The 13,511-nt window shown below is 72.2% G+C and carries 16 protein-coding genes; 4 read left to right on the top strand and 12 right to left on the bottom strand.

Annotation, left to right across the window (positions count from 1 at the left end; all coding sequences use genetic code 11):
* The coding region (locus C882_RS21585; RefSeq protein ID WP_160166804.1) for an OmpA family protein at positions 1 to 462 on the top strand (462 nt) is incomplete at its 5' end.
* Positions 463 to 503: 41 nt separating this feature from the next.
* Here the strand turns inward: C882_RS21585 and C882_RS21580 are convergent.
* From C882_RS21580 to C882_RS21570, 3 genes are all read right to left on the bottom strand, one after another.
* Positions 504 to 1,937 carry a mechanosensitive ion channel family protein gene (locus C882_RS21580; RefSeq protein WP_009542818.1) on the bottom strand — a complete coding sequence of 478 codons (1,434 nt, stop codon included), beginning with the start codon at positions 1,935 to 1,937 and terminating at the stop codon, positions 504 to 506.
* Between the two features lie 116 nt (positions 1,938 to 2,053).
* Positions 2,054 to 2,467, bottom strand: coding sequence for a hypothetical protein (locus tag C882_RS25170; RefSeq protein WP_009542817.1), 414 nt, complete (start codon positions 2,465 to 2,467; stop codon positions 2,054 to 2,056).
* Between the two features lie 262 nt (positions 2,468 to 2,729).
* Positions 2,730 to 3,773: a DUF4384 domain-containing protein gene (locus tag C882_RS21570; protein ID WP_160166803.1), complete on the bottom strand. Its 1,044-nt coding sequence runs from the start codon at positions 3,771 to 3,773 to the stop codon at positions 2,730 to 2,732.
* A 283-nt stretch (positions 3,774 to 4,056) separates the two neighbouring features.
* On the opposite strand from C882_RS21570, the gene C882_RS21565 reads away from it, so the two are divergent.
* Both C882_RS21565 and C882_RS21560 read left to right on the top strand, forming a co-directional pair.
* A complete protein-coding gene (locus C882_RS21565) occupies positions 4,057 to 4,485 on the top strand; it encodes a DUF4399 domain-containing protein (protein ID WP_009542815.1) in 429 nt (142 codons plus the stop codon).
* Between the two features lie 30 nt (positions 4,486 to 4,515).
* Entirely contained in the window at positions 4,516 to 4,974 is a 459-nt protein-coding gene (locus C882_RS21560) for a DUF4399 domain-containing protein (protein WP_009542814.1), read from the top strand.
* Positions 4,975 to 4,989: 15 nt separating this feature from the next.
* Here C882_RS21560 and C882_RS21555 read toward each other — a convergent pair whose 3' ends face one another.
* The 6 genes from C882_RS21555 to C882_RS21530 all read right to left on the bottom strand — a co-directional run bounded on the left by C882_RS21555 (position 4,990) and on the right by C882_RS21530 (position 9,908).
* The gene (locus C882_RS21555) at positions 4,990 to 5,193 is read right to left on the bottom strand and encodes a hypothetical protein (RefSeq protein ID WP_009542813.1); all 204 of its coding nucleotides are present in this window, start codon (positions 5,191 to 5,193) and stop codon (positions 4,990 to 4,992) included.
* 184 nt (positions 5,194 to 5,377) lie between these two features.
* Positions 5,378 to 6,370, bottom strand: coding sequence for an alpha-ketoacid dehydrogenase subunit beta (locus C882_RS21550; RefSeq protein ID WP_009542812.1), 993 nt, complete (start codon positions 6,368 to 6,370; stop codon positions 5,378 to 5,380).
* A 12-nt stretch (positions 6,371 to 6,382) separates the two neighbouring features.
* On the bottom strand, positions 6,383 to 7,330 hold the full coding sequence (locus C882_RS21545) for a thiamine pyrophosphate-dependent dehydrogenase E1 component subunit alpha (RefSeq protein ID WP_236262731.1): 948 nt from the start codon (positions 7,328 to 7,330) through the stop codon (positions 6,383 to 6,385).
* Positions 7,331 to 7,344: 14 nt separating this feature from the next.
* On the bottom strand, positions 7,345 to 8,040 hold the full coding sequence (locus C882_RS21540) for a hemerythrin domain-containing protein (protein ID WP_009542810.1): 696 nt from the start codon (positions 8,038 to 8,040) through the stop codon (positions 7,345 to 7,347).
* 129 nt (positions 8,041 to 8,169) lie between these two features.
* Positions 8,170 to 9,492 carry a GAF domain-containing protein gene (locus C882_RS21535; protein WP_009542809.1) on the bottom strand — a complete coding sequence of 441 codons (1,323 nt, stop codon included), beginning with the start codon at positions 9,490 to 9,492 and terminating at the stop codon, positions 8,170 to 8,172.
* On the bottom strand, positions 9,489 to 9,908 hold the full coding sequence (locus C882_RS21530) for a hypothetical protein (protein ID WP_152415459.1): 420 nt from the start codon (positions 9,906 to 9,908) through the stop codon (positions 9,489 to 9,491). Before C882_RS21530 ends, C882_RS21535 begins: the two co-directional genes overlap by 4 nt.
* Positions 9,909 to 10,213: 305 nt before the next feature.
* Between C882_RS21530 and C882_RS21525 the strand changes: the two genes are divergently transcribed.
* On the top strand, positions 10,214 to 11,548 hold the full coding sequence (locus tag C882_RS21525) for an MATE family efflux transporter (RefSeq protein ID WP_009542806.1): 1,335 nt from the start codon (positions 10,214 to 10,216) through the stop codon (positions 11,546 to 11,548).
* Here C882_RS21525 and C882_RS21520 read toward each other — a convergent pair.
* From C882_RS21520 to C882_RS21510, 3 genes are all read right to left on the bottom strand, one after another.
* Entirely contained in the window at positions 11,493 to 11,966 is a 474-nt protein-coding gene (locus C882_RS21520) for a membrane protein (RefSeq protein WP_043647125.1), read from the bottom strand. The genes C882_RS21525 and C882_RS21520 overlap by 56 nt on opposite strands.
* Before the next feature lie 84 nt (positions 11,967 to 12,050).
* Complete coding sequence (locus C882_RS21515; protein ID WP_009542805.1) at positions 12,051 to 12,962, bottom strand: FAD:protein FMN transferase; 912 nt, start codon at positions 12,960 to 12,962, stop codon at positions 12,051 to 12,053.
* Positions 12,959 to 13,510: a nitrous oxide reductase accessory protein NosL gene (locus C882_RS21510; protein ID WP_009542804.1), complete on the bottom strand. Its 552-nt coding sequence runs from the start codon at positions 13,508 to 13,510 to the stop codon at positions 12,959 to 12,961. Before C882_RS21510 ends, C882_RS21515 begins: the two co-directional genes overlap by 4 nt.
* Position 13,511: the final 1 nt, after the last annotated feature.

Below are 13,511 nucleotides of genomic sequence, written 5' to 3'. Positions count from 1 at the left end.
CCCCCCCCCGGGGGGCCCCGCCCCGCCGAGCCCGTGGCCGCGCCGGTGGTGCGCGCCCCGGCACCCGCGCCCGCCCCGGCGCCCGCTCCCGCGCCGGAGCCGGTGGAGGCGAAGGCCGCGCCCGCCAAGGCGCCGGATGCCATTGGCTTCCGCATCCAGTTCGCGTTCGACTCCGCAGCCATCCAGCCCGGCTCCCGCCCGTTCCTGGACCGTCTGGGCGAGCTGATGCGCGAGGAGGCCGACCTGTCCCTGGTGGTCGAGGGGCACACCGACGCCACCGGCTCCGACGCCTACAACGCCACGCTGTCCCACCGCCGCGCCGTGGCCGTCGCCGGCTATCTGGTGCAGGTCTGGAACGTGAATGCGACGCGCCTGTCTGTCGTCGGCAAGGGCGAGACCGAGCCCCTGACTCGCGACCCCGAGGCTCCGGCCAACCGTCGGGTGCAGTTCCGGGTGCGGTAGCGCATTCAAGCCGGGGAGGACGCGCATCGCAGGGTCCTCCCTCACAGCCCGAGGAAGCCGCGCACGCGGTCGAGCAGATCCCGACGGTCCGGCGCCCCGCCCTGGGGCGCCGCGACCGTTTCCGCTGGTTCCAGCCGTTCCCGCGTGCGCCGCTGCCGGGCCGCCATGAGGTCGGCCAGTTGTGCCGCCACCTCCGGCCGGCTGCGCAGGATGGGGGCCAGGTGGTCCTTGTCGATCTCGAAGGCGACGCCGTCGGTCTCCGCCACGACCGACGCGGCGCGCGGCGCACCTGTCAGCAGCGAGAACTCGCCGAACACGGCTCCGGGCATGAGCCGGCCGACGCTGACGGTGCCGCCGTCGCGGTCCACCCGGACGTCGAGGATTCCCTCTGTCAGCAGGTAGAGCGAGCGCCCCGGCTCACCCTCCGACACCAGCGCGCGGCCGGCGGTGAAGCGGCGGCGGTGGGCGGCGTCGGCCAGGGCGCGCAGGTCCGACTCCTCGAACGCCTGGAACAGGTCGATCCGTCCCAGCATGGACGCCAGCGGCGCGGCGGGCGCGGTGGAGCCGGTCGCGGTCTCGCGCGGGCGGGGCAGCATGGAGACGGCGCGGCGCGGGAAGGCGGCCGTCATGCCGGCCCGTTGCAGGCCGTCGAGCACCGCACCGACGACGGCGTCGCGGCAGCGGTTCTCGTCCGCGCCGTCGGCCACCCAGTAGCGCACAAGGTAGACGGCCCCGGCTTCGTCGACGCCTTCCAGTTGGACGATCGGCGCCGGGTCGCGCAGGACGCCGGGGGCGGCCAGGGCGGCAGTGCGCAGGACCAGCTTCACCCGCTGCGGCGGTGCCGCCGGGTCCATGGGCAGGCGCAGGGTTTTGCGATAGTGGCGCTCAGGATAGCTGAAGTTGATGAAATGGCTGCCGGCGATCAGCCCGTTGGGCACCACCAGCGACGTTTCGTCGCGGGTGATGAGGCGGGTGGCGCGCCAGTTGATTTCCTCCACCCGGCCGACCTGGCCCGGCGCCACCTCGATCCAGTCGCCGATGCGGTAGGGGTGTTCCATGTTCAGCGCGATGCCGGCGAAGACGTCGGCGATCATGTTGCGCAGTGCGATGCCCAGCACCACCACCAGGATGCCGGATGTGGTCAGCAGTCCCGCCACCGGCTGGTCGAACACCAGCCCGACGATGGCGATGACGGCTCCGCCCAGCAGCACCACCCGCGCCAGGTCCTGCACCAGGCGGGGCGGCGGCGCGCCGGGACGGCCCAGCGCCGACAGGCGTCTTACGGCGATGTCCACCAGACAGATGCCGACCCACGCCAGCGCCAGCCAACCCAGGATGCCGCCGACAAGGCGGGCGACGGCGTTCACCGGGGCGGCGTCGGGCCCGAGCCACGGGGCGCCGCGCGCCTGCAGCGCGAAGCCGGCCACCGTCAGGATCGCCGCCGCCAGCAGCCTCGCGCCGAGGCCCGTTTTCATGCCTGCACCTCCGCCGCCTGTCCGGTGCCGTCGCTCCGCACAAGCATACGCCCGGCCGGAGGGCTCCGGCCGGGCGAGAGGGCTTAAGCGGATGGCGGTCGGGAGGAGGTAGCCGCCTACTTCTGCTGCACGAAGACGTTCTGGTCGGCGCGGTTGAAGATGCCCGCCGCCGTGTTCTGGGACGAGACGGCATTGAAGCTGCTGAAGGCGCCCTTGGTGCCCTGCTGCATCACGCCCACGCCCTGGGTGGCGTGGTTGCCGATGCCGGCGGCCGTGTTGCCCGAGAACACCTGGTTGGTGCTGAAGCGCGGCGCCTTCCACGACGGGGCGGACTGGCCGGACTGGTACACCGTGACGCCCTGGGCGGCGTGGTTGCCGATGCCCGCGGCGGTGTTCTGCGACTGCACGACATTGCTGCTGCTGGCGCCGGGCAGGTAGGACTTGCCCTTGTAGCCGCCGTCGGCCAGCGCCGGGCCGGCGAGCAGGACGGAGGTGGCGAGGGCGGCGAAGAGGGTGCGGCGAATGGTCATGGCTCGTCTCCTTGGGTTCGGTGGCTGGATCGTTTCCGGGCCCGTTGCCCTCGATCCATGGCCTCACCCTAGGCCGATCCCGCATGGCCCACTGTGAACCGGTTCACCCGTTGGTGCTTTTCCGCGCATGGCATTTATGCGCGACGACGAGCTAGATCGTCGTCCCTGCGTTCAAGCGCCACGCAGGCTCACGCGCCACAAGGCGCGGCGGCCAGTCGGCCTCGCCGAGCGACACGTGCTCGTTTTCTTGCGTCGCTCGGGATCAATAAACGGTGACGAACAGCCGCGAGGCCGCCACCTGCGTGTCGCCCAGGTCGCGGAACAGCGCCTCCAGGGCCCGCCCTGCCTCGTCGGCCGGCGTCTCGGCCAGGACGGCGGCGACGGCGGGGGCGACGTCTTCCTCCGTCGCGTGGCAGCGGATTTCGCTCTGCCCCGGCGGCGGCCCCGCGTCGAGCCGCATGGTGAGGTCGGGGCCGGGGACGCGGATCGCCTCGTGGCCGTCGGTGCGGATGTGGCCGGCCGGTCCGGGAAACAGGGGCAGCATCGCGCCGTCGCGGTTGAGGAAACAGTACAGGTGCGCAGCACGGTTGGTCTGGAGCACCAGCGAGATGGGCTCGCCGATGGCATAGCGCGGCGTACGGCCGCGATCGCTGGACAGGTAGAGCGACAGCGGCGTGAAGCTGCCGCCAACGGCCTCCAGCAGCGGCGCCGTCTGTTGCACGCAGCCCACCAGCGCCCAGCGCGCCAGCAGGGCCGCCGGGGTCTCGCCGTCCAGCCGCCGCAGCCGCATGGGATGCCCGTCTGCCGCGTCCTCCCACCGCGCCTCCACCATGGAGTCGGCGCCCAGCGGCACGGCCTCGGGCCAGGGCTGCGGACCTTGCGCCGGCGGCCAGGAAAGCGTCGCCGCCCCGCCGCTTTCGCCTGCTAGGGTCAGCGTGCCCGATCCGCCCGGCGGCGGCGCGATCCGCACCGGCGTCTCCGGGCCGAGGCACCAGGTGCCGGCGCGGGCGGCGTCGATGGTCACCGGGCCGCCGTCGAGGCTGTGCAGGGTGTCCTCCGGCAGACCGCCCAGCGACCGCGTGCCGCCCAGCGCGCTCAGGTCGACGCCGCGCCAGTCGCCGATGAGGGTGAAGCCGCGCGTTTCCTGCGGTTGCTCGGGCAGCGCTCCTTCATAGGGGCCGCCGATGCGCAGAATGCGTCCCGAGGGCATGAGCACGGTGGTCACCGTGTCTTCGGGCAGGTCGAGGCGTTCGCTGTCGGCCAGGACGCGCCCGACGGTCATGCCCGGCGCGGTTGACGACAGCACGACCCCCTCCGCCAAGGCCGGAGCGGCGCCCGCGGCGGTGGCGGTCAGGGCGATGGCCAACGCGCGGCCAGGGCCGGTTCTGTATCGTGCGATGCCGGACATGCAGACAAGGATAACGCCGTCGGGCGTTTCGCGCGGCGGGGCGGAAGGCGTAGCCCGGCGCGGCCTCGTTGGGGGAGCGCAGCCGCATGAAGATGTAGCGTTGCACGCCGCCTGCCACACCAACCGCCCCGCCGGTGCGTGCCATAATGGCTCCGTAATCACCACATGCGGAGGGACCGCCATGAAGCGCGCCGCCCTGTTCGCCGCCGCCGTCCTGCTCGCCGGCGGCCTGTCAGCCCCCGTTCTCGCGCAGAACACGAAGGCGCCCGAGGGGGCACGCCTCTACATCATCTGGCCCAAGGACGGCACCGTCATCAACGGCGGCAAGTTCTGGCTGCGGATGGGGCTGGAAAACATGGGCGTGGTGCCCGCCACCATCCCGCAGGAGGGGGCGGGGCACCACCATGTGCTTATCAACACCGACCTGCCGCCGGCCGACGAGCCCATCCCCAACGACCGCAACCACCTGCACTTCGGTGGCGGCCAGACAGAGGCCCGGATCGAACTGCCGCCGGGGCGGCACACGCTGCAACTCGTGCTGGGCGACCATGACCACTACATGTTCGACCCGCCGCTGGTGTCCGAGAAGATCACCATCACCGTGCCTTGAGCCGGCCAACGACAGACACGGAGGATGACCATGTTCCGCCATCCCGTCCACGGCCTGGGTGCGGCCCTGTGCGCGCTGGGCCTTGCCATCGCGGTGCCGGCGGCCTCCGCCCTTGCGCAGGAGGACGCGCCGAAGCTCACCCCGGCGCCGGAGAATGCCTATCTCTACATCGGCTGGCCCAACGACGGCGAGCGCGTGCGCAGCCCGTTCAAGGTGTGGTTCGGCCTGCGCGGCATGGGCGTCGCGCCCAAGGGCGTGGCGCACGAGAACACCGGGCACCATCACCTGCTGATCAACAGCGACCTGCCGCCGGCGGGCGAACCCCTGCCGGCGGACCGCAACACCCTGCACTTCGGGGCCGGCGAGACGGAAACCCGCCTCGACCTGCCGCCGGGACGCTACACGCTGCAACTGGTGATGGGCGACCATGACCACGTCATGCACGACCCGCCCATCGTGTCGCGCAAGATCACGGTGACGGTGCGTTGAGGCGCGCCGTCACCGTCAGTGCACGCTGAGGGCGACCAGATCCTGGGCGGCGGCCGCGATGCGGGCGGACGCCCAGTCCTCGCAGCGGCCGAGTTCCCGGCCGTCGGGTGCGTGGATCGCCACCGCGTCGCCCAGCGGCTTGACGTAAACGACGTCGTGCTCCCACCGTGCATCGGCCTCGAACCGGGACTGGCGGGTGAAGAGGTGCGGGATCGGCATGGCGGCCTCCTGTGGGTGCCGTGATGGAACTGCCCCGATCCTGCCCCGTCCTCCTGGCAAGTGCTGTGAACCGGTTCACCGAACGGTGCCGGAGCGGCCTTGCCCTTTCCGCCGGGCCGCAGCCGGACGGCGGGCCGCGCCGCCATGCTCAAGGTCGAGCAGCGCGGCGCGGCGACGGCTCCGGTCATGCGGGGCAGGGCACCGGGCCGGCGCACAGGCGTGCCGCCACCGCCGTCACGGCATCGGGCGAAGGCAGCAGGGCCTGTTCCAGCATGAAGTTGCCGGGTGCCGGAGCATCGGGCCCCGTCAGCCGCACGACGGGCGCCTTCAGGGCCGCGAACGCCTTCTCGGCGAGGATCGCCGCGACCTCGGCCCCGACGCCGCAAGGCGCGGCCGCTTCGTGGACGATGACGGCACGGCCGGTGCGGCGGACCGACGCCAGGATCGCCGCCTCGTCCAGCGGCTTGAGGCTGCGCAGGTCCAGGACGGCAGCCGACATACCCTGCTCCGCCAGCCGCGCCGCCGCGTCGAGGCAGGTCGCCACCGTCTTGCCGTAGGAAATGAGCGTCACGTCGTCCCCCTCCCGGCGCAGGGCCGCCCGGCCGAGCGGGATTGCCGCGTCGGTGACCGGCCCCGCCTGCTCCAGCAGGCCGATGTCGGTGAACACCAGGACGGGGTTGTCGTCGCGGATGGCGGTTTTCAGCAAGCCCTTCATGTCGCCGGCCGTCGAGGGCATCACCACCTTCAGGCCGGGACTGTGGACGAACCAGGCTTCGACGTTGTGGTTGTGCTGCGCGCCCACTCCCCACCCCGCGCCGGTCATGGCCAGGATGGTCATGGGAAAGGCGAACTGCCCGCCCGACAGGCCGCGCAGCTTGCCGGCACTGTTGACGATCTCGTCCATGGCATAGCAGAGGAACGGCGCGAACAGCAGGTCGGCCACGGGCCGCAGGCCTGTCGCTGCGGCCCCGGCGGCGGTGCCCGCGATGATGCCTTCGGCCAGCGGGGTGTTGCGCACCCGCGCCGGACCGAATTCGGCCACCAGGTCGGGCCGTTTTGTGGCGGTCCCCTCGCCGAACATCAGGATGCGGGGATCACGCCGCATTTCCTCGGCAAGGGCCTCGCCGATGGCCTGCGCCAGCGTGACCTGGCGGACGGTGCTTTCAGTGGTGATCATGGCAGCCTCGGGTCAGGCGTAGACGGTGTCGAGCAGACGGGCGGGGTCGGGCAGGGGGCTGGCATCGGCAAAGGCGACGGCGGCTTCCATCCGGGCCTCCGCCTCGCGGGTGACGGCGTCCAGTTCGGCGGGCGCAAGGCCGGCCTCCTCCAGGCGCCGGCGCAGGACGTCGAGCGGATCCTGCCCGCGCCACCGGGCCAGTTCCGCGGCGTCCACATAGGCCTGGTCGTCGGGCTCCAGGTGGCCCCGGAGCCGGTAGCCGCGCGTCTCCAGAAGGAACGGTCGCCCGGTGCTCCGCACGGCGTCTGCCGCCGTGGCGGCGGCGTCAAACACCGCCGCCACGTCGCAACCGTCGACCGAGGCGCTGTCGACGCCGTAGGCCGCCGCGCGGGCCGCGATGCCGTCGCCGAGCATGGTTTCCCGCCGATGGACGTAGGCCTGCCACTCGTTGTTCTCGCAGATGTAGAGGACAGGCAGTTCCCACACAGCGGCCAGGTTCAGGCTTTCGTGGAAGCGGCCTTCCGCCGCCGCGCCGTCGCCGAAGAAGCAGGCGACGATGCCCGGCTTGTCCAGGACCTTCTGCGACAGGGCGACGCCGGTGCACAGGCCCAGTTCGCCGCCCACGATAGTGGACGTCAGCACCACGCCCAGCTCGCGGGCGGAGACGTGGAGGGAGCCGGCGAACCCGCCGCAATATCCGTCGCGCCGGCCCATCACCTCGGCCAGCAGGCGGCCGGGATCGGCGCCGCGCGCCAGCAGGTGCCCGGCGCTGCGGTGGTTGGTCAGGATCAGGTCCTCGGGCGCCAGCGCCGAGACGACGCCGACCGCCGAGGCCTCGCCGCCCACCGAGGTGCATGTGCCGCCGGCGCGGCCCTGGGAGAGCAGCGTTACCAGCGTGTCTTCGTAGGCGCGGATCAGCGTCATGCGGCGCAGGGCGTCCATGAGATCAAGGAGATGCATGGCCATGCTCCTCCTCAAGCCGCCGCGGCGGCGTCGGCCGGCGCCGCCAGGGCGGCGTCCAGCTTGGCGCGCTCGACCGGCGAAAGGTGCTGCCGCAGCATGGCGAGCAGGCCTTCGAAGGCCGGCGCAGGCATGCCGCCGCGCATCGCCCTCAGGGCGTCGGCCCGCTCCGCCGGGGTCAGGTTGGGAATGATCCACCGCAGGATCACCTGCGCCTCCTCGGGCGCGAGCGAAGCGACGATGCCCTGCTCGACGGCGTGCAGTTCGGCGTCGGTGTATGCCGCCCGCAGGATCGCGTTGTTCTGGTGTTCCTCCATGTCCATGTGCATCAGGTTCTCGCCGACCATGCGGGCGAGGGTCAGGTACAGGGCATGCCCCGCCTCGGCGCGGGTCCCGGGCGAGGGCGCGGCGGCCACCGCCTCCGCCGCCCGCGACACGGCGTCAAGGGCCGTGCGGTGGTCGAGGTGCTCGGTTTCCGTCCCGGCGGCGGAGCCGGACGCGCGGGCCTCCATGGCGGGGTGGACGTGGTCTTCCTCGTGCCGCAGGTGGCCGTGGCAGATGTCCACCAGGCCGCGCACGCGCGCCAGCACGTCGGCGGTGTCGGCGGCGTCGGCGGCGTCCATGCGGCCGACGGCGACCATGGTCTCGGCCATGAAGGCGCGCAGGCCCTTGTGGATGGGGCGGTAGATGTCGTAGCGGGGCAGGCTCATCGTGGTCTCCTGGTCCGGGAAGTGTGTGGACCGGAGACTAGCCCCGCGACGGGTGCGGCGGTTGCTAAGTGATCCGTCGCGAAATCCTAAAAGAACGCTCACGGCGGCGGCGCATGGGCGGCGCCGGATCTAGGCGGGGGCCTTCTGGTCCAGCGCCAGGGGTCGCGTCACCACCAGCCGCGCACGGCCGCGTCCGGCGGGCTCGATCCGCACGCCGTCGCACCGTTCCGCGAGCCGGCGGCGCAGCAGGATCAGGCGGGCCTCCAGGTTCTCGGCCTGGCCGGGCAGCCTGATCTCGGGGCTGAGGCGGAGTTCGCGGTTGGAGAACTCCTGTCGGCCGTCGCGCAGGTAGTCGCGGATCATCTTCCAGAAAATGGCCCCCGCCACGCCCTTGATCAGGTAGTCGTGGTCGATGAACACGCTGTTGTCGGCGGGATAATGGCGCACCACGGCGGCCGGGCCGGCGGCGGGCGCGGGGGTGGCGCCGGCGGGGTCCGCCGCCGGTGCGCCGGGCGCGCGGGCCAGCATCAGGGCCGCCATCTGGGCGCTGATGGTGGCGAGCGCGTCCTCGTGCTCGTAACAGAACGCCAGTTCTCGCGCGCTTTCCACGAACAGGACGCCGAACAGCCGGCCGCCCGCCGCGATGGGAACCGCAAGCTGGCTGTGCGGCTCCGCCAGTCCCGGAAAGGGGATCTCGTCGGCTGGCGGGCTGCCGGCGCCGGCGGCGATGCTGTAGGCGTATTCCGTCGTGAAATGCGTGATGCGGATGGGCGTGCGTTCGCGCGCCGCCACGCCGATCACCCCGTCGCCGACCGCCACCTCGGACCCGACGCCGGACCGGGGATAGCCCCGGCTGGCGACGGTGAACAGGCGCTCGCCCGTTTCGTCGAGCACGAGGATCATGGCGTGGTCGATGCCGAACCGCGCCTGCAGCGCCGCCAGCGTCTCCTCCAGGATGTCGTCCAGGCCCGCCGCCTCGGCCAGGCGCTGACAGGTGCGGCGGACGTCCGGCAGCAGGCTGCGCGGGGGCTGCGGCGGCAGCGGCGCGCCTGGCACGGCCTCGATCTCCAGCACGCGGTAGATGTCGGCCCCCAGCAGCCGGAAAACGCCGGCCATGCCCGAGTGCGAGGCGATGCCGGCCAGCCGCGCCTTCATGGTCTCGAACAGCGGACCCGCGGTCTCGGTGCGCAGGTAGCGGACGCGGAGGCGGTATTCCGCGACGGTCAGCGGGTCCATGACCTGCAGCACCGCATAGGGGTTGGCCAGGATGTTGCGGCGGGTCTTGTTGAAGAACTGGTAGGTCAGGGCGACATGCCGGTCGTCCACGTGGTGGACCTGCGACAGCAGCGACACGTTGGGCACGCCGTCGCCGTCGCAGGTGGCGATGCTGGCGGGTACCACCCCTTCCAGGCAGGTGCGGATGGCATCCAGGGTCAGGGGAGGCGCCGTCATGTCGGTACGGGCTCGCCGGCGTGCGGCCCCGGCGCCTGATCGAACCCGCTGGCGCAGGTGAACGTGATGCCCGCGAGCCGGTCGGCATCGCAGGCGTTGTAGGCGCCGATGAAGGTTTCGGTGAAGCCGATCTCGCGCAGCTCCAGGGCGAAGGCGCGGGCGTGCCGCTCGATCGCCTCGCGCCAGCCGACCGCGGGCGGCGTCACGACGGCGTCGGCAGCCTTGACCTGAAACGAGCGGTGCGTGGTCGGCTGGGTGAACACGACGGCGATCGAGCCGGTCTCCGTCACCGCGCGCAGGACCTCGGCATTGGCATGCGCCTGCAGGACGATCAGCAGCCGGCCCGGTTCGGCCATGGGAATGGCGGCATGCGCCCGCCCGACCACGGCATGGCCGCCCGCTGTGCGTGACGCCACGCGAATGCTGACCCCGCCTTGCGTGAAGGCGATCAACGACGGACTCAAGCAACCGTCCCGGCCCATTGCGTTGCGTCCCTGCCAGCATCTTCATCAGCATTGCCACGACGCTGCCGGGAAAGCAATCGCCCTTGGCCGCGCCTTCTGAGGTACCGGCCGCCGCGGAATGCGCCCGCCGGCCCGCAACCCTTTGCACGTGATCCGCTTCTGGCATAGTGTTCCCGCAAATGCGAAGCGTTCGCACAATAACCATCGACAGAGCCCGGCTGCGCCAGACGCACCGGGAGGATACGCGGGGACATCCAATGCGGAGAGAGGGGGCGCGGGTTCTGCGCCTGGCGCTGCCCATCCTGGTGACGCAACTGGCCTACATGGCGACTGCGGCCACCGACACCATCATGGCCGGCCGCCTGGATGCCACGGCCCTTGCCGCGGTGGGACTGGGGGCGGCGCTGTGGGTGCCGGCGACCACGTTCATCGGCGGTGCCCTGTATGTCATGCTTCCGTCCATCGCCGGCCATGTCGCCGCCCGGCGCCATGCCGAGGCCGGGCGCGAGGCGGTCACCGGAGCCTGGCTCGGCCTGGTGCTGGGCGCGGTGGCGGGGCTCCTGCTCTGGGGTCTGGCGCCGCTCGGCCTGGCGTGGACGGGTGTCGACCCCCTGATCGTCGAGCCAGTGACCGACTACGTGCGCCTGGTCGCTCCGGGCCTGCCGTTCATGGGACTGTGGGCGGCGGCTCGGTACTTCTGCGACGGCCATTCCGACACGCGGCCGGCCATGCTGGTGGCCCTGTTCGTCTTCGCCCTCAACATCCCGCTTAACGCCGTCCTGATGTATGGCGCGGGGCTTGGGGTCGCCGGCATCGGGCTGTCCACCGGCATCGGCTTCGCCGTCGGCGGCGGGGCGATGGCGGCCCGCGCGCAGCGGGCCCGGCGGTACGGCCGGGCGCGGCTGCGGCGGGCGCCCAAGGGGTTCAACGGCCGGGCGGTGGCGGCCCTGCTCGTCCTGGGAGCGCCGGTCGGGCTGATGTTCCTGGGCGAGTACGTGGCGCTGAGCACGGTCGCGGTGCTGGTGGGCGGGCTGGGGGCCGTGCCTCTGGCGGCTCACCAGGTGGCGTTCAACCTGACCATGACGCTGTTCATGATCCCGGCCTCTCTGTCCGTCGCCGTCAGCATCCGCGTCGGCGCCGCCATGGGGCGGCACGACGAGGCGGCGGCAGGGCGGGAGCTTGGGGCCGGCCTCATGCTGGGCTGCGGCCTGTCGGCCTGCCTTGCCGTCCTGGTGCTTCTGTTCGCCGACACCGTGGCAGGCTGGTACACGGCCGATCCCGCCGTTCAGGCGCTGGCGGCGCAGCTGTTCGTGGTGGCCGGACTGTTCCTGGTATTCGACGCCGTCCAGATCGTGATTGCCGGCTACCTGCGCGGGCGCGGCGATGTGCGGGGACCGCTGGTCCTGCTGTTGGCGTCCTATTGGCTGGTGGGCATGCCGGTTGGATGGATGCTGTCGGACGGGCATGGCGTCGTCGGCTGGTGGGCCGGCCTGCTGTGCGCGGTCGTGACGCTGGCGGTCCTCATGGTGGTGCGGCTCAGAAGAGCACGCCATGGGCGCCCAGCACGGAGGCTCCGACCGTTACGGCGCTGAGGATCAGAAGGACCCAGTGGGCCCGCTGGACCAGGGTAAAGGTTGCCTCGGGCCGTTCCTGCGCGCGCCGGTGGATCCACCGGTGCAGGACCAGGGGCTCGGCGATGAACAGGACGACCGCGAAGAGGGTCCAGACCAGCACCATGGCGTGCATCCACCAGAAGCCAGGATCGGCGAAGCGGTCCCAGGCGTCCAGGCGCTCGGTCATGTAGAAGCCGCTCAGGCCGGCCAGGGTCACGGAGATCTTGGCGTGACGGGAAAACCGTCCCTCCACGGCCTCGAACAGGGCCAGCCGGTCCCCCGGCGCGCCCAGGCGCCGCACCGCCGGCAGGATGACGGCCGTCACCATGGCGACGCCGCCGATCCAGTGAACCACGGCCAGGACATGAAGGGCGCGCGCCCAGGTCAGGTCATCCATCGCGTCCGATCCGAAACAGAAGGGGCAGGAGCGGGATGGTAGAAGCCGGACGCGCCGGTGCAAAGGCCGGCGGGCGCCTGCCGCTTATACGTCCAGCGCCCAGACCGCCGTCGCGCCGCCGGCGCGCGCGACGGCGTCCCGCCGCGCGGCAGGCACGAGGGCAAGTGCCGTCGACAGGGCGTCGGCGGTGGTCGCCGTCGGCGCCTGGACCGTCACGCGACGGAGCCGGCCACCGGCGCGGCCTGTCGCCGGGTCCAAGACATGACCGCCGGATGCCGCCGGTTCGGTGATGGCGAGCGCCCCCTCCCGCAGCGGCAGGGGCTCGGCATCCGCGCCCGGAGCGACCGTCCACGGGCGACCGTCGGGATGGGGGCCAAGCGCCCGTGTCTCGCCGAGGGACACAAGGACACCCTCCAGACCCGCGCCGCGCAGCACGTCGGCCACGCGATCGGTGACGTAGCCCTGCGCGATGCCGTTGAGCGTCACCGCCATGCCCCGGCGGGCGAGCGTGATGCGCGCCGGGTCCACCCGCAGCCCGCGCCAGTCCACCAGCGCCCGCGCCGCCGCGACCTCCGGCGGCGTCGGCTCGGTGCCCGCCTGGAGGTGGCGGGCGCGCAGGGCCCAGAGCGGCTGGACCGTGACGTCGAAGGCGCCGTCGGTCAGGGTCGAGACGGCGCGCGCCCGGCCCAGCACATCCACCAGTTCCAGGGGCGGCGCGTCCAGGTCACCGTCGCGGTTCAGGCGTGACAGTGCGCTGTCGGGCCGGTAGAGGCTGAAGACGTCCTCCAGCCGGTCGATCTCGGCCCGCAGGCGCGGCAGCAGGTCCATCGCGGCGGCGGGAAGGATCATCTCCGCCCGCGCGCCCATGGCGGTGCCGGTCCAGCGGCGTAGGCCGCCGCCGGCACGCGCCCGAGCGGGGCCGGCGCCGCCGAGGGCCAGGGCGGCGGCGCCGGCGCCGGCGGCAATGGAGATGAAGCGGCGGCGGCTCAGGCTCATTGGTGGCCCTCCCCGCGGTCCATGTTCATGTGCATGCCCATGTCCATGTCCGTCCCCTCCTCGGGCGAACTGAGGATGTAGTCGTCGGGAATGTCGTCCCACATCACCACGTCGCCGCCGCGCTCGTTGGCGAAGGCGTCGGCGGCGGAGCGGTCGGAGAAGGGCACGGGCTCGGGCATGCCCATGCCGCCCCGCGCGTCGCTGCCGATGACGTAGAAGGCGTCGCGGGCGGGCATCCAGGTGTCGGGCTCCTCCCAGCTTTGCGCCGTCGCCATGTCCGAGACGTACATGGCGGCAACGTCCTTGCTTTCCTCGGGCAGCAGGGTGAAGGCCTTCACATCGCGCACGGCGGGGAACCACAGGACCTCGCCGTTTTCCAGGTGGATCTGGCCGCGCGGGCCGTCGTGGTCGACCAGGATCATGCGGCCGAAGTGGGTGATGGCCTCGCGCGTCGGCTCTACCGGCGGCGGCGCCTCGGCGGTGGTGGCGCCGTCGTCACAGGCGGTGAGTGCCAGGGCCAGGAGGGGAATGGCGATCCAGCGGCGCATG

Origin of the sequence: Caenispirillum salinarum AK4 (assembly GCF_000315795.1) — a bacterium.
Classification (GTDB): Bacteria; Pseudomonadota; Alphaproteobacteria; order Rhodospirillales; family Rhodospirillaceae; genus Caenispirillum; species Caenispirillum salinarum.
Note: the sequence above shows the minus strand (reverse complement) of the source record. Positions and strands in the feature narration are given on the sequence as shown.

Bases quoted from the DNA above. Each gene is read 5' to 3' on its own strand.
- C882_RS21555 (WP_009542813.1), bottom strand. From the start codon at position 5,193: ATGCCGATCCCGCACCTCTTCACCCGCCAGTCCCGGTTCGAGGCCGAT.
- C882_RS21565 (WP_009542815.1), top strand. From the start codon at position 4,057: ATGAAGCGCGCCGCCCTGTTCGCCGCCGCCGTCCTGCTCGCCGGCGGC.
- C882_RS21580 (WP_009542818.1), bottom strand. From the start codon at position 1,937: ATGAAAACGGGCCTCGGCGCGAGGCTGCTGGCGGCGGCGATCCTGACG.
- C882_RS21525 (WP_009542806.1), top strand. From the start codon at position 10,214: ATGCGGAGAGAGGGGGCGCGGGTTCTGCGCCTGGCGCTGCCCATCCTG.
- C882_RS21510 (WP_009542804.1), bottom strand. From the start codon at position 13,510: ATGCGCCGCTGGATCGCCATTCCCCTCCTGGCCCTGGCACTCACCGCC.
- C882_RS21535 (WP_009542809.1), bottom strand. From the start codon at position 9,492: ATGACGGCGCCTCCCCTGACCCTGGATGCCATCCGCACCTGCCTGGAA.
- C882_RS21560 (WP_009542814.1), top strand. From the start codon at position 4,516: ATGTTCCGCCATCCCGTCCACGGCCTGGGTGCGGCCCTGTGCGCGCTG.
- C882_RS21520 (WP_043647125.1), bottom strand. From the start codon at position 11,966: ATGGATGACCTGACCTGGGCGCGCGCCCTTCATGTCCTGGCCGTGGTT.
- C882_RS21550 (WP_009542812.1), bottom strand. From the start codon at position 6,370: ATGATCACCACTGAAAGCACCGTCCGCCAGGTCACGCTGGCGCAGGCC.
- C882_RS25170 (WP_009542817.1), bottom strand. From the start codon at position 2,467: ATGACCATTCGCCGCACCCTCTTCGCCGCCCTCGCCACCTCCGTCCTG.
- C882_RS21540 (WP_009542810.1), bottom strand. From the start codon at position 8,040: ATGAGCCTGCCCCGCTACGACATCTACCGCCCCATCCACAAGGGCCTG.
- C882_RS21545 (WP_236262731.1), bottom strand. From the start codon at position 7,330: ATGCATCTCCTTGATCTCATGGACGCCCTGCGCCGCATGACGCTGATC.
- C882_RS21515 (WP_009542805.1), bottom strand. From the start codon at position 12,962: ATGAGCCTGAGCCGCCGCCGCTTCATCTCCATTGCCGCCGGCGCCGGC.